Source organism: Pyxidicoccus caerfyrddinensis, from assembly GCF_010894405.1.
In the GTDB taxonomy this organism is placed as follows: domain Bacteria; phylum Myxococcota; class Myxococcia; order Myxococcales; family Myxococcaceae; genus Myxococcus; species Myxococcus caerfyrddinensis.
The window spans coordinates 76,240-100,037 of the sequence record NZ_JAAIYA010000033.1 but is presented as its reverse complement, the minus strand read 5'-3'; the positions used below and the strand labels follow the sequence as shown (position 1 = coordinate 100,037).

The following is a 23,798-nucleotide window of genomic DNA, read 5'->3' as shown; positions in this document are numbered from 1 at the left end:
GCGCCCATGGCAGGCAGCCTCGAAGAGCTCGACCTGTCGCGCAACGGGCTCGGCGACGAAGGGGCGCTCGCCCTGGCGCGCTCACCCCACCTCGCCGCGCTCGAGTGGCTCCAGCTGGGCTCCGCGGCGGCGGTAGTGGCGAGCACGGGATGGCCGAGCGACGCCACGCCCCGCAGGGCTCGGTGGATCATCCCCCCGTCCCACCGTCTGGAACGAAGAATCCCGGCGATTGCCGTTCTGCTCCGCAACAAGGAGCAGTCGAACATGGAGTTCTTCCGAAGCCGCCGCGCCTGTCCGTGGCATGTCTGGGGACTGGCGTGTGCGCTGGTCATGAGTGCCTGGGGCTGTACGGGCCTTCCCGAGCAGGATGCGTCGTCCGACCTGGAGACCACCGCGGTGGGGCAGCCGCTGGCCTTCTCCAATCCCATGGACTTCAGCGAGCTGCGCGGCCTGCCGCCCTCGCCCGTGGCGATGGACACCACCGTGCAGGAGCTGCTGCGCATCCTGCCCTCTCCGCGCTTCGATGACGTGCGCAACGGCCTGAGCAGGTACCCCGTCGCCGCCAAGGTGCGACTGCTGACGTCCTATGCGCGGGACTACCCCGTGTTCCTCATGGGCAACAAGGTCCTGATGCCCAACCACGATGGCGTCATCGCGACCCAGACGCCCGTCGTCACCGCGGCGACGGTGAGCGAGGCCGCGTGCAACAGCTCGCACGTCTGCGCCAACCTCTACGACCCCCAGTTGCTGACGCCGCAGTTCTATTCCGCCATCGTCATCGTGGCGCCCCGTGTCGAGCTCGCGGCCCCGGTGGAGACGGGCGGAACGTCGCTCATCATCGCCACGGGGGACTACGTCTCCCATGACTTCCCGGTGATCACCACCCCGGACCCTGGCACCCGTTCGGATGCCGGGACGCCGCACTCGGTCGACTCCAACGTCCCCGCGCCGTCAGGCCGGGATGGTCGCAACGCGGGCAGCTTCATCCTCTACGCCAACGTCCTCAAGGGCGTGAAGGCCCACACCGCGGGAGAGAAGGGCGAGCCCGGCACGGCCGGCAATCCCGCCCTGCTCAACACCGATGGCGGGACAACGAACAGCGTCACCGTCACCGTCACCGGCGACAACGGTCCCAATCCCACCATCACGTGCACCGTGAACACCATCTATCGGGAGGCGCAGAAGGGTGGCAACGGCGGCGACGCGGGCACCTCGGGCGACATCGTCATCCGCTATGCCTCGTCCATCGGCCCTGGCCTGGTGAACGAGCCGAACAAGGCCTCTCCCGTCACCTCCGAGCAGTGCTTCAACGACGATGAACTGCACTGCCAGAGCCTGCGCTGCCGGTGGAACCCCGCCATCGCCCTGTGCGACATGCTGACGGAAGCGGACAACGCGCAGTGCGCCGACGGCATCGACAACGACCACAACGGCTACACGGACTGTGACGACTACGGCTGCTCCAAGAACCCCCATGTGACGGTGTGTCCCGAGGCCTCCTGGTCTCCCCTGGCGAAGGAGTCCTCCGCCGACGCGTGCAGTGACGGCGTGGACAACGATGGCGATGGGAAGGTGGACTGCGCGGACACCCAGTGCCTCGCGCGCGGCATCTGCCAGAAGGGGCGTACCGCCGACAGCGAGTTCTCCGAGGCCGCCTGCGGCGACGGCCTCGACAACGACGGGGACGCCTACAACGACTGTGACGACTACGGCTGCCAGAACTACTCGACCGTCTGCGGGTCCAAGGGCGAGGGCGGCGAGGAGAAGTGCTCCGACCTGATCGACAACGATGGGGATGGACTGGGGGACTGTGAAGACCCGGGCTGCTCCGGGACCTCCGTGTGTAACCTGGGCCCCGCGCTGGCGCTCACCACCGGCATCGAGGAGTCCACCAACGCGGCCTGCTCGAATGGCTACGACGACGACCTGGATGGCGACACGGACTGCGCGGACCGGGAGTGCCAGGTCAATCCGCTCGTCACCGTGTGCGGCGCGGAGCGCACCCTGCAGAACTGCACCGACGGCATCGACAATGACGGCGACGGCAAGGTGGACTGCGCGGACCCCGGCTGTGACGACAACCCCTACGTCAAGCTGTGCGATGCCTCGTACTACCCCTTCCTGCAGGAGAGCAACGCTGCGACGTGCAGCGACGGCGTGGACAACGATGGGGACGGCTACAAGGACTGCGCCGACTACCAGTGTGTCAACAGCCCGCTGAGCGGCACGGTGTGCGGCGTGAACGAGAACACCGCGGCCCAGTGCTCGGACGGCGTGGACAACGACGGGAACGGCGCCACCGACTGCGCAGACAGCACCTGTCGCAACAACCCGTTCTATGGCGACCTGCTGTGCAAGAAGCAGGTGCAGACGTACCACTCGGTCTCCGTCTCGGGTCCCTACAACGGGCGCTACGTGTCGCTGGCCGCCGAGCTCGTCTCGCCGAATGTCGCGGCGGGCGCGAAGGGCTTCGCGGGCAAGCGCATCTCCAGGGAGGTCACCGTCACGGTGGTGGAGGCTCCGCCAGGCACCCCTTGCGAGTTCTATGACGACTACTGCACCCCCCACACCGAGACCCGGAGCTGCTACGTGGGCAAGACGGCCAGCGCGGGCTCCGCCGGTGCGACGGCCGTCCCGGCCAAGGTGAAGATGCTGCGCGTGGCCCGCCGTGACGTGGACATGCTGCGCGCGTTGCTCGCGCCCCACGTCTGGCGCGTGTCCGAGTCGCAGGCCAACGCCCTCTTCAAGCGGGGCGACCTGCAGAAGGCCTCGTTCTACTACACGCAGAACATCATGGAATTGGGGGGCATCCTCGCTCAGGCGAACCTCGAGTGCGACGTGCCGCCCGCCGCCGACAGGTCCTTCCCGGACAAGTACCTGTACGGGGCCCTGTGCCCGCTCATGTTCCACGACGTGACGAAGCTCAGCTACCTCCAGGGCCAGCGCAACTTCTACGGGCTGACCAAGGACATTCCGTTCAACCCGCACCTTCGCTACGAGGCTCTTCGCGCGGAGTTCACCACCCTCCATGGCGTGCTGAACACCTCCGTGCAGAACTGGCTGACGCTCTCCAATGGCACGCAGTTCTCCGCGTGGATGGCGGCGCACGCGAACGAGCTGAACGACGAGGTCACCGCGCTGACGCAGGAGGCGAGCGTCGCGGATCAACGCGTCGCCGTCGCCAACGCGGCGATGAACGCCCTGCTCACGTCCATGGACAACCGGAAGGCCGCCATCTCGCTGCTGACGGAGAACATCCAGGCGACCGATACCCGCATCACGAATCACTACAACACCTCTGGCAAGGGCTTCGGAGACTTCCTGGAGGACCTGGTGAAGTCGGTGGCCTCCGCCTATGGCGGTCAGGCCCTGACCGGGCTCGCCGGCAAGGCGGCGGAGGCGTTGTGGACCGACGTGAAGAAGACCTTCAAGTCGGAGACGAGCCCGACGCCGGTCGCGGGCTCCGGTCCGCCCGCCAGCGCCAGCAACTCGTTCGTGTCCGGCCTCTGGACCGCCCTGAAGGACAGCGCCACGGACGCGGCCAAGAGCAAGCCCTTCAAGGACAAGCTGTCGAGCGGCGCCACGGCGCTCTGGGACGTCGTGGGCGGCAACCAGAAGGCCCCGGCGCGCAGCATTCTGGCGGACGAGGTGAAGAAGGAGATCCTCAGCCAGTCCCAGGTGGAGATCGCCCTGGACCTGATGGACCTCCAGGCCCAGCTCACCAAGGCCCAGGCGGAGTACCAGCTCGCGCTGATGGAGCGGGACACGGTCCTGCTGCGCCAGCGCAACGCGGTGGCGGCGCGGGACGCGCTGCAGAACATCTACGCCTTCGGCGCCGGGACGGAACTGCGGCAGTTCGACCAGATCCTCATCGGGCAGCAGGTGTATGCGACGGCGCTGCGCACGCTGGACCAGCTCACGTCCCGGTACTGGGAGCTCATCCGCATCGCGGAGTACCAGTACCTGCCGTTCGACCCGAGCACCGGTGACAGTGCCATCCCCGCGACCTTCCGGGCCAACTACGACTTCAACCTGCTCAACTACCAGACGATGCTGACCCGGCTCGTGGACCTGGACAACCTGGCGACGCACTACGGGCTGAGCAATACGCAGTACTACCGCCGCCTGCCGGGCAGCAGCTTCCACGCGATGACGGCGGACGAGCTGGCGAAGATCAAGTCGCTGGGAGACGTGGCTACGGGCTCGACGACGTTCAAGGTCGCCCGCTTCCAGGTGACGGCCGATGACCTGGCGACCCGGCCGGAACTGGCCGCGCGCAATGGCCACCGCGTGCGCAACGTGCGCATCAACGTGGTGACGACCACCGGCTCGACGGCGTCGGTGCCGGCGGTGCTGGTGCGCGACACGGTGGATGCCTACAAGCTCGGCGGCTACGTGGCCGAGTTCGAGCTGATGGAGAAGGACCGGTACACCTCCGGAGGCACGCGGCAGGTGCTGCACTACATCCCCTTCACCGCCTGCATCTCCGCTCCGCCGTCCTGTGACGTGGCCCAGGCCTCCTGCAACACGGCCTTCCAGTCCTCCTCCGCCTTCCTCGACACGTGCAGCGTCGCGCCGGGCTCGGGCGGCTCCACGCCGGCCACCAACTCCTTCTACGACCGGAGCCTGTTGGGCGAGTGGACGCTGCTGGTGGACTCGGCCAGCTTCACCGGACTGGGCACAGTGAAGGCGGTGGAGGTCCTGTTCATGGTCCCGGGCACCATCATCTGATGCGCCCGTGACCCCCGGGGCAGGCACGCGTCACGGCGTGCCCGCCCCGGTCTTTTTCAAGCCCGGGGCTTGCGCTTCTCCAGCAGGCCCATGGAGACGTCCAGCGTCCCGCCGACGGCGCGGTTGACCCACCGGACCATTCCGTACGAGCCCGACACCGCCAGGTCATGCGCTGTCTGCACGGTGCGCACGGGCGCCTCGAGCGAGGGAATCTTCTGCAAGAGCTCGAAGGGCTTCGCGGCCGTGTCCCGGTGCACCTTCTTCCGGCGACATGTACGCGTGCTTGCCCGCCGGTGAGCGGCTACTCGCGCTCGAGAAACGCGTTGGCGGCGAGCCACGCGAGGGCCTCGTCACACAGCGCCGCGACCCGCGCCGCGTCCTCGGCGCGGGCCTCGCGGGCGCCCTCCTCCGTGGCGAACGCCAGGCGCCCCGCCAGAAACTCCGCGGTCACCGCGGCCACCAGCGCGCCGCGGTCGCGCGTGCCGTCGGCGAGCTGCATCAGGGCCGCGGTGACGGGGCCGAGCGCGTGGGACTGGTGGCGGTGGTTGGTCGCGCGCCCATCGTGCGCCGCCTGCTCGCGCGCGAGCTTCGAGACCGCGGGGCGCGCGGAGACCGTCACGGCGTACCGGCCCGGTGACGCGTGCACGTGGACGAGGCCCGCGAACACCTGGCGCAGGAGGTTGAGCCCGTCGACCAGCTGGGAGCGCACGGGCTCGCGCTCGCCCGCGCCCACGCGCTCCGCCGTCGCCGCGCAGAGAGCGTCGAAGGCCAGCGGCCGACCGTCCTGCTCTGCCAGCACCACCATCGCGGTCTTGGACACCGGCTCGCGAATCGAAAAAGCCGTTCCCTGGACGTCGAAGTGCACCGGCGCGTCGCCTCGCAGGACGGACGGGCCTGCCTCGCTCACCACCTCGACGCGGGTCGACAGGTGGAAGCGCTCGATGTCGCTCGTGGCAAGCGCGCGCCGCCTCACGTTGCCCGCGTGCACGAGGAGCGTGCAGCGAAAGCGGCGGTTCCGGATGAAGTCCATGTACTGCTCGGTCGCGACGATGTCGTCGACGGTGCGCAGCTTCGAGGACGTTGCGCGCGGAAGGTTCTCGATGAACATCGACGGCAGGTCGGTGTCCGCGAGGTAGTCCAGGCCGCGCGCCCGCGCGTCCGCGATGAAGTCCCGGAAATACACCGGGTGGTTCACCTCCTCGAGATACTCGTGGAAGAGGTAGTGGTCGGGCGCTTCCCGCAGCGAGGACAGCTCCGCGCGCAGCGTCTCTGCGTAGGGCGTGGCGCTGCCCTCGAGCGCCTGGAGCACGAACGGCAGCGCCTCGCGGGCCTCGGCGATCTGCTGCACCGGGTCCGCTGTGTCGCGCACGTGGAACGTCATCAGGTCGCGAATCGTGCGCACCGTGTTCCAGCCAGGCAGCGTGTTGTAGCTCACGTACGCGACGCCCGCGGGCGCGAGCCGCGCGCTGCACACCGCCAGGATGTGCTCGCGCACGGCGGCCGGCACCCACGAGTACACCCCGTGACAGAGCACGTAGTCGAACTGCCCCATCGCGGCATCGATATCGAGAATGGACATCTCGCGGAACGACACATTGGTCAGTCCCGCGCGCTCGGCGAGCGTCCGCGCCTCGGCGATCTGCCGCCCCGAGAGGTCGACGCCGACGAACTCGCTCCCGGGCAGGTCCGCGGCCATGGGAAGGAGGTTGCCGCCGCTGGCGCAGCCGAGCTCGAGCACCCTCGCCCGTTCGACGGGCGGCGCCGCGTGGCCGAAGAGGTCCGCGATGGCGAACAGATTCTCCGGGTGCGACTGGGCGAACGGATAGCTGCCGTAGGGCACGGCATCGTACGTGGTGGCGCTCATCGGGTCGCGGACCTTCCTTCTCAGCGCAAGGGGGCGAGGTCAAAGAGCTCGAGCACGTCCAGGAGGTGGTGCGCGCAGGCGAGGACGTCGTACCGCACGCCGGCGACGGTGACGCCGTGGACCTCACCGACGTGCATCCCGACGGCGACGCCGGAGTCTGCTTCAACCAGCAGCGCACCCGAGTCGCCGCTCCGGCTCACGCGTGTGCCCTCGAGCGGCGCGACCAGAATCTCGCGACGCGAGCCGTACCACCCCGACGCGTAGTCCGTCGCGACGATGACGCCCTCGAGGCCAGCGGCGTCGCGCAACACGAGCGTGACTCGCGCGCCGACCCGGGCGTGCGCGACGCGGGGTGCGGCCTCCGGGGTGGCGACATGCGCGCTCTCCGACGAGGGCTCCGGCGCGGCGATGCAGGCGTCGAGCGAGCGCACCCGGCCGCGCGGATCGCGCTGTCCCGCGGCGAGCACCGTGGCCACGACTCGGCCGCTCTCCGCGAGACAGAGTCGTGCGCCCTCCCCTTCGAGCGACCGCACCGGCGCGGCCCCGTCCGGCTCTACCTCCGGCCCCCGGCGCGACCACGCGCGCTCCGTGGGAGGCGCGGCCATGGCGCGGAGCGCGGGCGGCGTGAGCAGGTGCGCGCAGGTCAACAGCCGGGCCTCGCCCGTCGCGCGGTCCTGGAACCACCCGCCCGCGACGCCGACCTTGAAGCTCCCCGGCTCGCAGATGCGCTCGCCGGCGGGCACCAACGGGACGGCGGGCCTCACGGCGGCTGCCGGTGGGTCAGCCCGCGGAACGCGACGCCGGCCAGGTTGCCGTTGACCGTCGTGCAGTGGTTCGCACCGGCCTTACAGGCCGCCAGCTGCGTGTTGTAGTCGACGTCGGCGGCCAGGACGCGCGCGGCCTTCGCGAGCTTGTCGCCGTCGCAGAACTCCTTGCTCTTGGTGCCGCGAATCAGCGCGGTCGGGACCGTGTGGCCGTTGGGGCCAGGAAGCGCGCCGTTGGCCGGAGTGCGCGTGCCCTTGCGCGAGCCCGTCACCTTCCCGGTGAGGTCCACGGCGCACGCGCCCGCGTTGCCGGCCGCGACACGGTACGCGTTCTCGTTGCCGTGGAGGATGACGGCCGCGCCGTTCAGCGCCCCCTCCGCGGCGTTGGAGATCGTGATGTTCGCGCCCACCGCAAGGCCGTGGTTCGGGTGCAGTACCACGCGCTCGTTGATGGGCGCGCGAACCACGCGCACCACCGCGTTGCCCACGCGCGCCGTGGTGTCGCAGCTCGTGCGCCCGAGGCGCGTCGGGATGCCGAAGTGGTCCGCGTCGAGCCTCGTGACCTCGTGCAGGCCGTCGTTCGTGCCGGCCGCCGAGCCGCCCACGACGACCCGGTCGCCGTTGGCGTACCCGTGGTTCGCCCGGCGGACGAGCGCCTCGCCGAGGCCCGCTTGATAGAGCCGGACCTCCGAGGTCCCGCGTTGCTGTGCGCTGAACGCCGTGGCGTTCGCGGCGGCCAGGGTGATGGCGTAGTAGTCCGGGCTGAGGACGGTGATCGCGAACGACTGTCCCGCCAGCGCACCGTGGCGGAACGTGACCTGCGAGCCGTTGGCCCGGTTGTGGCCCACCTCGCGCACGATGGTGCGGGTCGCGTCGTTCTTCAGCACGACCGTCGCGTTGCCGTTGGCCAGGATCCCGCCGTGGAACATCACGCCTCCCTGCGAGACCACCGGGATCGAGTAGAAGTCCGCCGAGAGCTTGGTGACGGCCGCCGGGCGCGCGCCGACACAGCCCCCGGCGAACTGCACCACGGTCCCCGTGTTGAAGCCGTGGTTCGCGTGTCCAATCAGGATGGAGTCCGGCGCCGAGCGGAATGCGATGACGGGCTGGCCGCCGGCCGTGACTGTCGCGTCCGCGGAGTCGCCACCGGCGCCGAGCCCCGGGTACACGGCGTAGAGGTCCGCGGCGAGCTTCGTGATTGGCAGCGTCCGACCGCCCAGCGGGCCGTTCGCGAACGTGACGTTGGTGTTGTTCGCGTGGCCGTGATTGGCCTGGTGGATGAGGAAGGCGTTGTGCGCGGTCTTGAGCGCAACGACCGGGGCGAGGTTGGCCGTCACCGCGGCGTCCCTGAGGAATGTGGTCGGCGACTCGACCGGTACCGTGTAGTGGTCGGCGTCGACGACGGTGATGGCGTCGGTGCGGTTGTCGAGGTAGGCCCCCGCGAACGTGCGGTTGGCTGGATTGCCGTGGCCCGCCTGGCGCACCAGGACCCGGTCCTGCGCGACCGTGATGAGCTCGACGGGCGTCACGCCCGCCGTGCCCGAGTAGAGCCGGGAGGTCCGGGTGATGCCCTCCGCTATCGCGTAGTAGTCCGCGTTGATGGCGTACACGCGATAGGTCCTGCCCGCGAGCACGCCGGTGCGAATCGTCACGGAGGAGCCGTTCGCACGGTTGTGGCCGGGCTCACGCACGATCGTGCGATGGGCGGAGTTCTTGAGCACGACCGTCGGGTTTCCGTTGGCCGTAATCCCCGCGTCGAAGAGCCAGCCCGATTCGGGCACGAACGGGATGGAGTAGTAGTCCAGCGTCAGCACGGTGATGGGCGCGTCGCGCCCGCCCAGCCAACCGACGAATGTCAGGACGTCGCCTGTCGCGCGCCCGTGGCCCGCATCCCGGATGAGGTATGAGCCCGGCGCCGTGCGGAGCGCGATACAGGCGTGCGTGTTCGCGGTCACCGTCGCGTCGACGTAGTCCTCGTTGGAAGCGAGGGCCGTGATCACTGCGTAGTGGTCGGCGTCGATCACGGTGAGCTGCAGGGTCGCGCCGTTCAGCAGGCCGTTGGCGAACGTCACGTTGTTGCCCGTGACGTAGCCGTGATTCACATGACGGATGATGAAGTTGCCGGTAAAGGTCTTGAGCGTGACGACCGGGTTGAGGTCCGCCGTGACCGTCCCGTCGTAGATCCACCGCGCACTCGCCTCGACGGGCACCGTGTAGTGGTCGGCGTCCACGATGGTGACGGCCTCCGTGCGGCCGTTCAGGATGCCACCCGCGAACGTGCGGTTGGCTGGATTGCCGTGGCCTGCCTGCCGCACCAGGATGCGCCCCGCGGCGACCGTGATGAGCTCCGCGGAGCTGGCATCCGCGATGGCGGCGGTCCCCACGTGGTTCGCCTGCACGGCGGGGCCGGCGATCGAATAGTGGTTGACGTCGAGCTTCGTGATGGCCTGGACGCCGTTGCACGCCGGCAGGCCGGAGTCGCTGATGGTGACGTTGTTCCCTGTCACCTTGCCGTGGTTGCGGTGCGAGACGACGGCCTTGTTCGCCGCCGCGGAGTACAGAACGACCTGCGTCCCGCACTGGCAGGCCTCGAGGCCGACGTCCACCGCCCCGCGGGTGAAGCCCACCGTGTAGTGGTCCTCGTCGAGCACCGCGGCGACGTTCCGCGGGACGCCGAAGGCGTTGTTGAGGTTGTTCCAGGGCCCCGACGCGTCGACGAACGAGATCCTCGCGCCGTTGATGACGTGATGGAGGCGCTGCCGGACCATCGTCTGATTGGCGGCCGTGGTGATGACGGAGACTGGCGTGCCGCCGACGCTGACCTTGGTGACCGCAGTGGCCTGGACCGGCACCGGTAGGCGGTCGACCGCGTAGTGGTCGGCGTCGAGCTTGCGAATGCGCTGCGCGGCGGGCAGGCCGGCCCGACCGAGCTGGACCGTCGCGCCGTCGACCTGGCCGTGGTTCGGGTGCCAGACGATTTCGTGGTCCGGCGCCGTCTCGAGGATTGTCGCGGCCTTGGTCGCGACACGCGCGGCGCCGCCGATGAGTGCCGCGGCGCCGCCAGCGGCGATGTGATAGTGGTCCGCGTCGAGCTTGGTGATGGCATGCGAAGAGCCGTCGACCAGGCCGCCGGGGGCCTCGCCGAAGCTCACGACGTCGTTGGTGGCGAGCCCGTGCGCGGTGTGCAGCACCACGATCCGGTTCGCGGCGACGGCGACGATCTTCACGGGCTCGTTGTTGAACGCCGAGTTCTGCACGGCGTCCGGTACGCCGCGCGCGACGGTGGTGGGTGGGTTCGCGGCGTTATCCACCGGGTTGCCTACGACGGCCGCGGCGGGCACGAGCCCGAGCGCGCCCGGTCCGCAGAGCACCTGATGCGGCACCGGCAACCGCGGGGCCGTGAGCGCGACCTGCCGGGCCAGCCGCTGCGCTTCGTCGACCAGGACGTCGAGCACCGCGATCCGGTCGAGGAGTGAGTTCAGCAGCGCGGTCAGCGCCGGGATCTTGGTCAGCCACGCGGCGGCGAGGATGGGGCCAAAGGTGTACGCGTTCCGCACGGCCAGCGGCACGCCGCGCGCCACCGCGTACGGCGTATACGCGTTCTGCGCGGCGACGGAGTAGTTGTTGCCGGCGTTGGCGGCCGCGCGGAAGCCGATGGCCTCGCACTCATAGTCGCGCAAGGCCTCCGTGTATGCCGCGGAGTCGAGCAGCTCGAGGTACCGGGAGCGGGCCTGTCGCGCGGCGATGTCCTGCACGGAGCCCGGCGGGTGGGGCGCGCCCTGGAGGCGCGTGGCGAGGATGCTGGCGCGGTGATTGGCGTAGTGATTGGCCACGTCGCCCGTACGCGTCGCGGTGTTCAACCGGTGGTGGTAGCCGCGCCGGGCGTAGAGGTTGACGGCCAGCCGCCCAGGGTGACCGTACATGTTGAAGCTGTGGTACTGATGGACGTTGTCCGCGTTGTCGACACCGTACGTGTAGACGATTGCCGGCGGCATCCCGTTGAACAGCGGCGCGGGCTTCGGAATCGCGAAGAACGCCGCGGCGGCCTCCTGCCCTTGCATGTGGGTCTGCGCTCCGTGGTGCGACGCCAGGAGCGCGACGACCTTCCCGTCGAGGTCGCCCTCGCGGCACGACGGGATGTACGAGCACATCGCGTCGCCCGTCAGCACGACATAGCGCTCGTCGGGGAACAGCTCGGGCCGGGCGCCAGCGGCATCCAGCGCGCGGCGCTGTCCCACGGGCGGCGCGCGGTCATCGTCCTGGACGCGGGCCAGCACCGCCAGCCCCGAGTTGTTCTTCCAGTCGGTACCGACCGTCGCGCCATCGCACTTGACGATGAAGCCCCAGCTGTACTCCTCGAAGCGCATATGGGCGTGGTCCCACATGCGCCTGTGGCTCAGGCGGTTGGAAATCTTGGCGCGCCGGGTCCCCATGGCCTCACCGACCTTCGAGGGATACACCCAGGGCAGGTCGCACGCGGGCTCGAAGGTGACGGGGAGCTCGAAGTGGTCCTCGTCCCAGTGCGAGAGCACCACCGTGGGGTTGCCGCCCATGCAGGCAATCCGGGCGGGGTTCGGCGGGCGCTCGGGCGTCCACTTCGAGCGCCCGAGGTCGTGGTAGAGAAACGGCCGGCCGTCCGGCGAGAACAGCGCGTTCAGCCCGCCCTGCCCCACCGGCAGCGCGGCGACGTAGCCGACGACGGCGTTCGTGCTGCCGATCTGCGGCTCGACCGCGCCCGGCCGCTCGGCGAACTTCTCGAGCAGCGCGCCGTGGACCTTCGGGTCGAGCAGGTCGTCGAAATGCAGGATGTAGCAGCGCCGCGCGGGGTCGTCGGGCGCATAGAAGTCGTCGTACCACGCGGGGAGCGACGGCGAGTCGACCTCTTCGACGACGACGAGCAGTCGATACCAGGTGTCCTCGACGAGGGCCTTGCCGTGCTTGAGCGGCTTCAGGTCCACGGAGACGCTGTCGTCGCCCCAGACGCAGGGAAGCCCGGTCAGCTGGATTCGCGGCGCGGGGTAGTCGCCGTGCTGCTCCCAGAACTCCGCGGGGTCGACGTCCGCGTAGAGGTGGAACCACGGCATCGGGACGCATTCGAAGACGACGTCCGTCGTCGTCATGTCCGGGCCGGGCTCGAACTTCGTCAAGAAGGCGTAGAGCGGGTAGTACTGCAGCTTGCCGCGCCCCTTGACGGGGCTCTGCGGGGGCGGGTCCTTCCTGAGAGGACAGGGCGCGACCACGACCGGTGGCCCCTCGGTGAACGACTCCTTGATTTCTTCGACGAGCGGGTGCGGCTCTCGCTCCCCTCCGAAGGGAATCGCCCGCGGCGCCCGGAGCCTCTTGCGAGGTGGCTGCTTCTTCTCCAAAGCCGCATCGTCGCTCGGGCGCTTGAGCGACTTCTGCCGGTCGAGGATGGACACCGGGTCCTGGGTCGCTCGAAGCCGCTTCGCTCGCGGCGGAGCGCCATCACCGCCATCGGGGTTTCGTCCGGCCATCCGTCACGCTCCTGGCAGCGCAGCCGTTAGGAGTTGCTCGAGGGCACGCATCTTCTCCTCCGAAGAGAAGCGCGCGGACAGCAGGCCGTCGGGCGCGTCGAGCCGATGCCGCGTCACGAAGTCGGCGCCCAGCGCCCACGCGACGGCGGCATACATGCAGACCTGCTGCGGCGACGTGAAGCCGAGGCGCTCGGCGTCCTGCGACGCGCGCGCGACGAACAGGGCAAGCTCCTCGGGTGTTGCCGCCGCCGCCGTCGGGAACGCGCGGCGCAGCAGCTCGCCGACGCGCGCGTCCACGTTGTCGAGCGCAGCCTGTTCGAGCACAGCCATCTGAGAGCGGCGAATGACGAACATCGAGAGGTGCGCGCTCCTGCCCGCAGGTGACGCCCGGCGGCTCGCGACTACACCACGTGAGGGAAGAAATGGACACCGCGAATCTCGGGTTGCCCTTTTTCGCGGGTCTCCCGCTCGAGGTGTCCTTGGCAGGGCCCGACCCGCTCGCCGCCCCGATGCAGAACCTCACGCGTGGGACGGCGCCACGCACTTCGTGCGTCTCGCCTGTCCGCCTGCCGGAAACAACCGCAACGCAGTTTCCACTGTCTCACAGTCTCGAAATAACGGAGAGCACGGAGCAACCGGGCGTATGCGCCGAGGAGTATGAGCGCCCCTCCGCCAGTCGGCTGGCGAGACGGAGGCGTTCCATGCACGGTCGTACACAGCGAGTCCTACTGAGGAAGTGGCTCGGCGTTTCCACCCTGTGGCTGACGGCAGCCTGCGGTCCCGGCACCGTATCCGAGTCACCCGAGCCGGAAGCCCGGAGCGCGGCGCTCTTCGCGGGCGAGCCGCTCGTGAGTGCGGCGAGCGGCCGGTGTCTCGACGTGCAGGCGGAGAGCCGCACGCCTGGAGCAGGGCTGCAGCTCTACGGCTGCCACGGCCGCATCAACCAGGCCTTCACCTTCACCGCCGCGGGCGAGCTGCGTACCTACGACAACGCGCTGTGCGTGGACACGGCCTCGGGTCAGACGGCCCAGGGGACACGCGCGGTCATCGCCACGTGCACCGGCCTGCCGGCGCAGAAGTGGACGCTCAACGCGAACGGCGCCGTGGTCCACACGGCGAGCGGCCTGTGCCTGGATGTGGAGGGCGCGAAGACCGCGGACGGGACGCCGGTCATCGTCTGGGACTGCAATGGACAGACGAACCAGAAGTGGTCCCGGCCCGCGGCCCCGGACACGCAGGCGCCCACGCCGCCTGGCAACCTGGTGACGAGCAACCTCACCTGCAACTCGGTGACGCTGAGCTGGACGGGCTCGACGGACAACGTCGGCGTCGCCTTCTACGACATCTACCACGACGGGCAGCAGATGAAGTCCGTGGACGGCAGCGCGCGCTCGACGTCGCTCACCGTGGTTCCGGGTGCCACCTGGGGCCTGTACGTGAACGCGCGCGACGCCGCGGGCAATGTCTCACAGGCGAGCCCCACGCTGCCGTTGACGCCGCCGCAGTGCCAGGCGGACACCACGCCCCCGACGGCACCGACGCAGCTGACGGGCACCGCGTCTGGAACGAGCGTGACGCTGAGCTGGACGGGCTCGACGGACAATGTGGGTGTCACCGGCTACGACGTGCTCCGCAATGGCACCAAGGTGGGAACCGCGACGGGCACCACCTACGCGGACAGCGGGCTCGCGGCGAGCACGGCCTATACCTATACAGTCGTCGCCCGTGACGCCCAGGGCAATGTGTCCACTCCGAGCAACGCGCTCTCACTCACCACGGGCGCGGCCTGTGCGAACCCCATCTGCTCGGTGACGCAGGTCACCACGGACACGGACATCCCGTGGGGACTGGTTCCGCTCGCGGACGGGACGGTGCTCTACAGCCGCCGGGATGCGCAGGACATCGTGCGCTTGAATCCCGTGACGGGCGCGAAGACGACGCTCGGCACGGTGCCCAACGTGCAGAGCACGGACGGGGAAGGCGGCCTGCTCGGGCTCGCCGTCTCGCCGTCTTTCGCCACGGACCGCTGGCTGTACATCATGCACACGTCGCCCACGGACAACCGCATCGTGCGCATCCAGGTCACCGCGGGCTTCACGCTCGACCTCGCGAGCGAGCAGGTGCTGGTGCAGGGATTGCTGCGCAACAAGTTCCACAACGGCGGCCGCCTGCGCTGGGGCCCGGACGGCAAGCTGTATGCAAGCACCGGTGATGCGCAGAACGGAGCCAACTCCCAGAACACCTCGAACCTCGCGGGCAAGGTGCTGCGCCTCAACCCGGACGGCACCATTCCCAGCGACAATCCGTTCGGAAACCTCGTCTGGAGCTATGGCCACCGCAATCCGCAGGGGCTGGCCTTCGACTCGGCCGGCCGGCTCTGGGAGCAGGAGTTCGGAAACTCGGTGATGGATGAGACCAACCTCATCGTGAAGGGCGGCAACTACGGCTGGCCCGACTGCGAGGGCACGGTGTCTCAGAGCGGTAGCGGCTGCGCGACGGCGGGCTACCTCGCGCCCAAGCAGACGTATTCCACGGCCGAGGGCTCGTGCAGTGGCATCGCCATCGTGCGGGATGTGCTCTACGTGGCGTGCCAGCGCGGCACGCGGCTGTACCGGGAAGTCATCTCCGGCACGAGCCTCACCAACGTGACGCCGTACTTCGTCGGAACGTATGGGCGGCTGCGCACCGTCGAGCCGTCCGTGGATGGCAACCTCTGGCTCACCACGAGCAACGTGGGAGACAAGGACAGCATCCCCAACAACAGCAACGAGACGCTCTACCGCGTGTTGCTCGGCAACTAAGGCGTATGCGCCTGGCTGAGCACTGGCGCTTCTCCGGCCCGCTCCGGTCCTGGCTCGAGCGGCAGACGGACCTCGAATTCGCTGCCCTTGCCCAACCCGTCGCTGCGGGCGGTGATGGTGCCGCCGTGGAGCTCGACCAGGCTGCGCACCAGTGGCAGCCCGAGCCCCAGGCCCCCCTGGGACATGGCGCGCGCCGTTTCGACCTGCGAGAAGGCCTCGAAGATGCGAAGCAGTTGCTCGGGTTCGAGCCCCATCCCCTCGTCGCGGACGCGCACGACCGCCTCGTTGCCGTCCTGTTCGAGCGAGAGGCGGATGTCGCCGGGAGGCGGCGTGTACTTGAGCGCGTTGGTCAGGAGGTTGATGAGGATCTGTTCATACCGGATGGGGTCCACCCGTGCGACCAGGGGCTTCGCGGGCAAGTCGAGCCGCAGGCTCCGCTCGCGGACGTCTGCACGGAGCTGCAGGCTCCGCACGACCTCGGCGGTGAGCGCCGTGAGCTCCGTCGGCTCGGGCTGGAGCGTGAGCTTTCCGCGAGCGATGCGGGACATCTCCAGCAGGTCATCGATCTGCCGGGAGATGATGTCGGTCTGTCTGTTGATGAGGCCGCTCATCCGCTCCTGAGCAGCATCCTGGGCGCGGCGCTGGAGGGTCGCCACCGCCGCCTTGATGGCGGAGAGCGGGTTGCGCACCTCGTGGCCCAGGAGCGCCATGAAGTCGCCCTTGCGTTTATCAGCCTCCGCCAGCTCGGCGAGCAGCTGTTGCACCTGGTACTGCCGGCGCCGCGCGCGCAAGGCGGAGCGCAGCGCGGCCAGCAGCACCGCGGAGTTCGTGGGTCGCTCGATCAGCGTCAGGTTGGCGTGAGGCACGAGGGCGGTAAAGAGCGCCTCCGTCATGCTGTCCTCCGCGAAGGTGAGCAGAACCAACGGCATATCGGACCACGGCGGCTGAGCCTTGACCCAGGCCACCAGCCGCTCGATGGCCGCGGGCGTCAGCGCTTCCTCCGCAACGAGGATTGCGCCGGCCCCCTCGCCCATGCACCGGAAGAGGGCCTCCGTGTCGGTACACGCCGCTGCCGAGATGCCCTCACCTTGCAGCAGGCGGGTGGCGAGCGCCGCGTCCTGGCCGGTGGGAGTGAGGAGCAACACCCGCTCTTCGCGGGCATCAGCCATGGACTGTCTCGCCATCGCCGAAGCCGTCGAGGAGCCGCGCCTCTTCGCCCATCCAGGTCAGGTGGCCGCTGAGAATGCCTTGGAAGGCGGAGAGACTCTCGCCCACGACGATGCCGTGCTCGCTGGAGAGCCGGAGCTCGCGAATGGTGCGCTCGTGGGGACCGGTGCGCTTCTTCACCACCGAGAGCGCCTTGCGAACCCTCCCCTTCACCTCGAAATAGCGCAGCAGCACCACCGTGTCCGCCAGGTAGCTCAGGTCCACGGGCGACTGGACGTCATCCCCGAGGAGGCCGTGCTGCCCCATCACCAGGATGGTCACGATTTCGTGGTGGTTGAGCATCACCAGCAGCTCGTGGAGATGGAGCGCGAGGAAGCGCTCCGCGGGCATGCTGGCGAGGTAGCCGTTGAGGCTGTCGAGGACCACCACCCGGGCCCGTTGCTCGACCGCCTCTTTCTGAGCCAGACGCGCGAACTCGCCCGGTCCCATCTCCGCCGGATCGAGCGACCCGAGCCGGATGGTGCCCTCCGCGAGGTGACGCTCCGGATCCAGGCCCAGGCCGCGCATGCGGAGGGTCCACGTGGCGGGCGTCTCGTCGAAGAGGTAGACGACTGCCCGCTCGCCACGCTCCGCGGCGGCCAGCGCCCAGCTCGCAGCCAGCGTGCTCTTGCCCACGCCGGAGGGGCCGAGCAACATGGTTCCGGTTCCCGTGGAGACGCCGCCGCCCAGGAGCTCGTCGAGTCCCTCGACCCCACTGGCGAAGGCGCGCGGCTCGTACTCCACCCGGCTCTCCGCCGCGACGATGCGAGGGTAGACTTCGATGCCGCCGGTGGAGATCCGGTATTCATGGGCGCCGGCGCGGAAGTCGATCGCCCGCATCTTCTTGACGAGCAGCCGCCGACGCTGGCCACCGAATTCGATGGTCAGGTTCTCAAGGGTGAGCACACCGTGGACGATGCTCTCGATGGGGGTCTCGCCTGGCTGGAACCGGTAGTCGAGCATCAGCGCGGTGCAGTTGCGATCGGCGAGGGCGCGCTTGAGCGCCAGGACCTGCCGGCGGAACCGTAGCGAATCCCTGGAAAGCAGCCGCACCTCCGAGAGCGAGTCGAAGCAGATGCGGTCGGGTCGCGCCGCGTCGATCCGGTCGAGGATGGCCTGCGTCGTCTCCGCCAGCTCCAGCTCCGACGGATGGAAGAGCGTATAGGGCGGGCCGAAGCGCAGGTGCTCCTCCGCGGCCTGCAGGTCGAACAGTTCAATCCCGTCGAGCGACCAGCCATGGGAGCCAGCGATGGCCCGCAGCTCGTTCGCCGTTTCGGAGACCGTGATGTAGAGGCAGCGCTCGCCCGCAGCCTCGCCCGCCAGGAGGAACTGCAGGGCAAGCGTGGTCTTCCCGGCGCCTGGATCTCCCTCCAGGAGATACATCCGTCCGCGGGGCAAGCCGCCTCCGAGGATGGTGTCGAGTCCGTCGATGCCCGTGGGGACCCGGGGCTGGGGCATTGGCGCGACCAGAGACGGACCTCCCGCGAGAGTCTCGTTTTGATTTAGGAAGTGTCACAGGCCGGCGCCAGCCCCGCTGGCGGTCGGGGGCACGGCAAGCAAGCGGCCATCAGCCAGGACCCCGGCCAGACGCCGCGCCAGGCTCCAGCACCGCCAGCAGCAGCAACGGTCCGAAGCCGATGACGCGCAGGCCGAGCACGAGTTCGAGGCCCTTCAACGCCTCGGGACTGGACAGCTCCATGAAGTCCAGGAACTGCCGCCACCAGGGGCGGGGCGGCTCCAGAGGCTCGCGACGACGTCGGGGGGCAGCGTGCCGGATACTCGCTTCACGGGGGGCTCCCCGTGCCCTGAGCCAGCCCGGAAGCGCCGGAGCGCGTCGTGCGAGAAGGCCCCGCGACGTGAGCCCTGGCGCGCGGAGTGCGCGGCACGACACCGACCAGGGCCTGCTCAGATTCCGGGTACCCGGTGAGCGGTATAGGCAGCGTCCTGAAGATACTTGTTGGCATCGGAGATGATGACGCCTGTCTTGCTGCCATCCGGGTTTGTCCATTCCGGCGTCGCTTCCAGGACGGACGGGATGCCATCTCCATCCCCGTCGCCCAGGTAGACGGCGACGTGTCCGTACTTCACCAGGAGATCGCCAACCTGGATGCTCGACTTGGAGACTTTTGGAATGCCATCCTTCATCGCGGTGGAGGACGTCCAGCTGAAAGGCACGCCTGCATACTGAAACATGTTGTACACCAGCCCCGAGCAGTCGAACCCCCTGGCGCCAGCGGGCTGGTAGTAGTTGCCTTGGCCGCTGCCGCAGCTTGAACCGTAATGCCATATTCCCGTGGAGGGGGCAGCGCCGAATCGATACTGTCCCGCACAGGCTCCCGTGTAGACGGAGTCCAGTGCCGCGAGGCCGTAGGAGAGCGCCATGCGGACCTTCACGGAAGGCGAAGTCGTCACCTTGCAATGCTGCATGTAGTACGGGATGCCATTGGCCGGGATGCCCGCCACGAGCGCGCCGTTGAGGTAGTACCTGAACTCGTCGTTGGGCACGATTGCCACGTGGACGAGTCCGCCAACCTTCCACTCTCCAGGGCTGGCGGTGTAGGCCTCACTGGATTGCAGTCCGACCCCCGGGCGGTAGTTCTGCACCGTGGCCGTATAGGTGTAGCCCGTTCCATTGAGCAGGTTGTTGGTGACCTGATACACGCCACCGTACGCGTTCACCTTGTTCCAGCAGGCCCCGGTGTGCGGCTCAGTTCGATAAAACGTATAGTCAGCTCGAGCGGGCGACGTAAGCGCGAAGAGCGATACTGCGGCCGAGACGCCTGCCAGCTTCGCGAAGGTACGGGATGAGCGCATTTCGATACATCCTCTCGTTTGTCAACGTGGGTGGGACGACCTTCGAAACACGTATATCCTGTTCAAAAACTGCATTAACCGTACAGTCTGAATTATTTGAATGTCAAGTTCATGCTCCGGGAGCGCCCGAGCGCGTCGGGACAGGCCTACCGCCAGGAACGAGCAGTTCCTCCGGCCGCCGGTGCCGGACGCGCGCTTCACGGAGTGGCTCGTCATGGAAGCCCACGCGCGTCCAGAAGCGGTGGGCGTCGGGGTTCGGCTCGGACACGCCGAGCCTCAGCAGCCGGGCGCCCTCGCGGCGCAGCCAGTCCTCGTACCCACGCAGGACGGCCTCGCCGCGTCCCTTCCCGCGAACCTCCGGCGCCAGCAGCATCAGGCCCAGGTACCACTCGCCCGGGGCCGGGAAGTCGCTCACGCCCTCGAGGACGCCCACCAGTCTCCGCCCGGAGTCCCGCAGCGCCACCAGGTGGCGTCGCTCCGGGCCCAGCCCGGGAGGCCGCTCCAGTGGCATCCGCCTCGCCTCGTCCTCCCGTGCCGGCCGTCCGAAGCAGCGCTGGAAGAAGTCCTCGCAGCACTCCAGCAGCGGCTGGAACAGGTCCACGTCGGCGTCGCTCACGCGGTCGGCGGTGAGGTCCATGGCCTGGAAGAGGGGCTCATGGACCCGCTGCTACAGCAGCACGCCGCGCGCCTTGATGTCCAGGTTGCGTATAGGAGGGACGGGAGCCCTGTTAAGGGAGAGGGCTGGAGCCGAGGAGCCGAAGAAGGCGGCTGACGGGGGCCCCAGGCTGTACGCCAAGCCGGTGGGGAGGCCGTGCAGCCCCCTCTGGACACATGCCGGCCCAGGCGGCCCATCCAGCAAGGGGCAGCAGAGGCGTGGGCTTCTGGGGCAGCGCGACTGCTTGTGGCTCACCACCCCGCGGCCTGGGGGCCCTCGCGCTGGGGTCCGCATTGCACTCGCCGTGGGCAGTCCCAGGGACTCCAGAATGGCGCGTGCCCCACCGGGTGCCGTCACGTACGCCAACACCCTCAAGCCTGCCTCCACATCTCACGCACGCGAACACGTCGAAGTCGAACGGCGGCAATTGTGGCGTTCCCACTGGGAACGTGACAAGCGCGCTCAGAACCGCGTGCAATGCCTCCGGGAACCGTAGGCCGGGCGAGAGGAGGGTCACGCACACGAGCCGCGCCGCCCCTGGCAGCGGATAGGATGCTCGCAGGCGGAGAGGATGTCTCCGCCATGGAGCCGCGCCCGTGTCCCTTCCGCCCCAGAACTACGTCGTCATCCTGGATGAAGAGCGCCTTCGTCGATTCATCGAATGGCTTCCCGAGCTGCAGGCCGACGAGACCTACTACGTCTGCCTGTTCGCTCGGAACAAGTACGCCGCCGAGGGGCAGAAGCTCTCGAGCGACAAGGGACAGCTCAAGCGTTTCACCTCCACGAAGGCTCAGCTCGTCGACAAGATTCGCCAGACCGAGTGCGCGGTAGGGGCCTACAAGGACCGTAGAAACCCCGTCCCCCAGGAAGCACTCGCGCTGTACATCAATCCGAACCCGCGGAGCTTCGAGCGAGCGGCGAAGAACACGCTCATCGAGTTGGCGAAGCTCATCACCGAGCCGTACAAGGGCTACAATCCACACCAGGTCACGTTGTCCGAGATACAGAAGGCCTGTTCACGAAAGGTCTATCTGGATCTCGACTTCGACCACGTGGAGCCAGACGAGGTGCTCGCCCAGGTGCGGGGAAGGCTCAACCTCGACTGCCTCACGGTGCTCAAGACACGTGGCGGCTTCCACCTGCTGGTCGAGCTGGCGAAGGTCGAAGAGCACTACGTCAAGAGCTGGTACAAGCACCTCACGGCCCTTCCCGGATGTGACGTGCGCGGGGACACGCTCATGCCAGTCCCTGGGTGCACGCAGGGCGGGTTCAACCCTCATTTCCTGCCCTTGGATTTGGACGCGGCCCGCCAGCCGCCTTCAAGCGATGGGGCATGAATCCGTAGCGGCATCACGAGCTCGCGAAGCTCGTGGTTTCGCCAGTTTGGCGGGGCGCGGGACATCGGAGCCTCGACGGGCGTCCCTCCCCGGTCCCCGGCGCTGTCGAATCCAGTTCCCATTTTTGGGCCGCCGGTCGGTCACTCATGGGTCAGGCCCGTTGGCCTGCCTGTCGAGTCCCACCGCACTCCGAGCCGCCCCATGCCCGCCGCCCTGCGCCCTCTCGCCCTCGCCGCCGTCCTCCTTGCCGCCTGCACCGGCGAACCCACCCCCGAGCCCGCGACTCCCGGGGAGCCCGCACCGACACCGGCACCCACGGCCTGGCAGCCCGTGGCAGACCTGCGCGCCGACGTGGACCGGGACGGCGTGGTGGAGCTCGGCGAGGCCGGGGACGATGCCGATGAGGAGATGTGGACGGCGACGCGCGGTGCGCTGTTCCTCGCGAACCTGGACGACGACGGAGGGCGCTGCGCACCCGCGACGCTGCCCGCGGACGTGAGCGACGCGCAGCTCGCGGCCTGCCACGACGCGTCGGACGATGTCGTCAACGGGAGCCAGGATGCGCTGGACCTCGCGCCCCTGCGGACGGTGGCGCTCCCGGATGCGCCGGAGGACGCCTTCGCCACCGTGCAGGTGGTGGGCACAGGCGCCGCCTACACGCGGCTGTTCCTGCGCGGGTCCGGCACCTGGCGCGCGCTCGCCCCGGATGCCCGGGTGGAGGCAGGGCTGCTGCGCGCGGGGCTGGAGCTCGCGCTCGAGGGACGGGACGTGGTGCGTGACTCCTCGGCGTGGGACGGCAGCGCGGACGTCGTCCTCACGCTCGGGCGCGACGGGGCTCCGGGCGAGGTGCTCGCGGAAGACCGGGTCCGCCTGAAGGTGGCGCCCGTGCTGACGCTCAGCGCCTTGCAGCCGGTGGAGGCGCTGCACGTGTCGGACCCCGGCGCGGCCGGTGGTGCGGACGAGGCCGCCTTCTTCGCGCGCCTCGAGCAGCTGCGCGAGGCAGCGGGCATCAGCGCTCCGCTCCTGCGCCACCCGAGCCGAGACCGCTGGGTGCAGGACTTCTTCGAGGACGCATATATGGCGGTCCCCGCCGCGGGCGGCCGTCAGCACGTGATGCGGGTGAACCTACGCTCCGCCGAGGTGTACGCGCCCGCCGACCCGCTCGCGCCGCTGCGCTCCGCGGGCCGGGTGGTGTACGCGCTGCGCGGGCCCGACGTCGCGGCGCTGCAGCAGTTCCAGCTCGAGGGCGCGACGAGCTCGCGCACGTACAACGCGATGGGCAACACGGAGACGGTGCCGCCGTACGCGGGCTACCCGCTCGGCAGGCACCTGCGTGGCAGCGCCACGGGAGGCGCGCCGGACGCGTCCTTCACGCGGATGCTGGAGGCGCAGGGCATGCAACCGCCCGTGTACGTGGACACGTCCTGGCTGCAGGTGGGCCATGTGGACGAGACGCTCGCCCTGCTGCCGAGTGCCACAGCGCCGCGGGGCTGGGTGCTCCTGGCGGCAGACCCCGCGGGCGCGCGCGCCATGTTCGAGGACCTTCAGGCGCGCGGCCACGGCGAGACACGCCTCTTCATGGGCAAGGCGTGGCGGGTGAACCGCCAGGACGTGCCAGCGGAGACGACGGTGACACAGGTGCTCGCGCGCACGGACGTGCTCGACGCCTCCGCACGGGCGGCCACCGGAATGGAGGGGCAGCTCGCCGTGCTGCGCCGCGAGCTCGTACTGACGGACGCGGAGCTCGTGCGCGCGCCCTTCCTCTTCCAGCCGCTCGGCGGCAAGGTGACGGCGTTCCAGCCCGCGAGCGCGAACCTCGTGGTGCTCTCGCGCACGGACGTCGCGGTGGCCGACCCACACGGGCCCGTGGTGGACGGCGTGGACGTGTTCAAGGCGCACCTGGAGGCGCAGCTCGCACCCCACGGGCTGCGCGTGCACTGGGTGGACGACTGGAACCTCTTCCACCGGCTCACCGGCAACGTGCACTGCGGCACCAACGCGACGCGCGCGGTACCGGAGTCCGCGTGGTGGAACACCGCGGAGGCGAGCCGCCAGGCATTGCGCGGGTCGCGCGCCCCGTCCGCCACTCGCACGGACGGCCCGTCCCACTGACGTCGCTGCCGCTGGCTCG

General features: G+C 69.2%; 14 protein-coding genes. 4 read left to right on the top strand and 10 right to left on the bottom strand.

Annotation, left to right across the window (positions count from 1 at the left end):
- Positions 1-6 precede the first annotated feature (6 nt).
- Positions 7-4,731, top strand: a complete 4,725-nt coding sequence (locus G4D86_RS46315; RefSeq protein ID WP_164001814.1) for a leucine-rich repeat domain-containing protein — start codon at positions 7-9, stop codon at positions 4,729-4,731.
- Positions 4,732-4,787: 56 nt separating this feature from the next.
- On the opposite strand, the gene G4D86_RS46310 is transcribed toward G4D86_RS46315, so the two are convergent.
- The 5 genes from G4D86_RS46310 to G4D86_RS46290 all read right to left on the bottom strand — a co-directional run bounded on the left by G4D86_RS46310 (position 4,788) and on the right by G4D86_RS46290 (position 13,208).
- Positions 4,788-4,988, bottom strand: a complete 201-nt coding sequence (locus tag G4D86_RS46310; RefSeq protein ID WP_164001811.1) for a hypothetical protein — start codon at positions 4,986-4,988, stop codon at positions 4,788-4,790.
- 44 nt (positions 4,989-5,032) lie between these two features.
- On the bottom strand, positions 5,033-6,595 hold the full coding sequence (locus tag G4D86_RS46305; protein ID WP_164001809.1) for a methyltransferase regulatory domain-containing protein: 1,563 nt from the start codon (positions 6,593-6,595) through the stop codon (positions 5,033-5,035).
- A gap of 20 nt (positions 6,596-6,615) precedes the next feature.
- Positions 6,616-7,359: a hypothetical protein gene (locus G4D86_RS46300; RefSeq protein ID WP_164001807.1), complete on the bottom strand. Its 744-nt coding sequence runs from the start codon at positions 7,357-7,359 to the stop codon at positions 6,616-6,618.
- Positions 7,356-12,779 (bottom strand): hypothetical protein, encoded by a 5,424-nt coding sequence (locus tag G4D86_RS46295; RefSeq protein WP_164001805.1) that lies wholly within the window; start codon positions 12,777-12,779, stop codon positions 7,356-7,358. Before G4D86_RS46295 ends, G4D86_RS46300 begins: the two co-directional genes overlap by 4 nt.
- 78 nt (positions 12,780-12,857) lie before the next feature.
- A complete protein-coding gene (locus G4D86_RS46290) occupies positions 12,858-13,208 on the bottom strand; it encodes a hypothetical protein (RefSeq protein ID WP_164001803.1) in 351 nt (116 codons plus the stop codon).
- 347 nt (positions 13,209-13,555) lie between these two features.
- Between G4D86_RS46290 and G4D86_RS46285 the strand changes: the two genes are divergently transcribed.
- Positions 13,556-15,655 carry a lectin gene (locus tag G4D86_RS46285; RefSeq protein WP_164001802.1) on the top strand — a complete coding sequence of 700 codons (2,100 nt, stop codon included), beginning with the start codon at positions 13,556-13,558 and terminating at the stop codon, positions 15,653-15,655.
- Here the strand turns inward: G4D86_RS46285 and G4D86_RS46280 are convergent.
- The 5 genes from G4D86_RS46280 to G4D86_RS46265 all read right to left on the bottom strand — a co-directional run bounded on the left by G4D86_RS46280 (position 15,652) and on the right by G4D86_RS46265 (position 20,312).
- Positions 15,652-16,824 carry a sensor histidine kinase gene (locus tag G4D86_RS46280; RefSeq protein WP_164001800.1) on the bottom strand — a complete coding sequence of 391 codons (1,173 nt, stop codon included), beginning with the start codon at positions 16,822-16,824 and terminating at the stop codon, positions 15,652-15,654. The two genes, G4D86_RS46285 and G4D86_RS46280, sit on opposite strands and share 4 nt — an antisense overlap.
- On the bottom strand, positions 16,817-18,319 hold the full coding sequence (locus G4D86_RS46275; RefSeq protein WP_164001798.1) for an ATPase domain-containing protein: 1,503 nt from the start codon (positions 18,317-18,319) through the stop codon (positions 16,817-16,819). The genes G4D86_RS46280 and G4D86_RS46275 overlap by 8 nt, the downstream gene beginning before the upstream one ends.
- A gap of 109 nt (positions 18,320-18,428) precedes the next feature.
- Positions 18,429-18,560 (bottom strand): hypothetical protein, encoded by a 132-nt coding sequence (locus tag G4D86_RS54055; RefSeq protein WP_275899231.1) that lies wholly within the window; start codon positions 18,558-18,560, stop codon positions 18,429-18,431.
- A gap of 206 nt (positions 18,561-18,766) precedes the next feature.
- Positions 18,767-19,675, bottom strand: coding sequence for an NlpC/P60 family protein (locus tag G4D86_RS46270; protein WP_164001796.1), 909 nt, complete (start codon positions 19,673-19,675; stop codon positions 18,767-18,769).
- Between the two features lie 109 nt (positions 19,676-19,784).
- Complete coding sequence (locus G4D86_RS46265) at positions 19,785-20,312, bottom strand: GNAT family N-acetyltransferase (RefSeq protein ID WP_164001793.1); 528 nt, start codon at positions 20,310-20,312, stop codon at positions 19,785-19,787.
- Between the two features lie 614 nt (positions 20,313-20,926).
- Between G4D86_RS46265 and G4D86_RS46260 the strand changes: the two genes are divergently transcribed.
- Both G4D86_RS46260 and G4D86_RS46255 read left to right on the top strand, forming a co-directional pair.
- Positions 20,927-21,667 carry a hypothetical protein gene (locus tag G4D86_RS46260; RefSeq protein WP_164001791.1) on the top strand — a complete coding sequence of 247 codons (741 nt, stop codon included), beginning with the start codon at positions 20,927-20,929 and terminating at the stop codon, positions 21,665-21,667.
- 201 nt (positions 21,668-21,868) lie between these two features.
- Entirely contained in the window at positions 21,869-23,779 is a 1,911-nt protein-coding gene (locus tag G4D86_RS46255) for a protein-arginine deiminase family protein (protein WP_164001789.1), read from the top strand.
- Positions 23,780-23,798 lie beyond the last annotated feature (19 nt).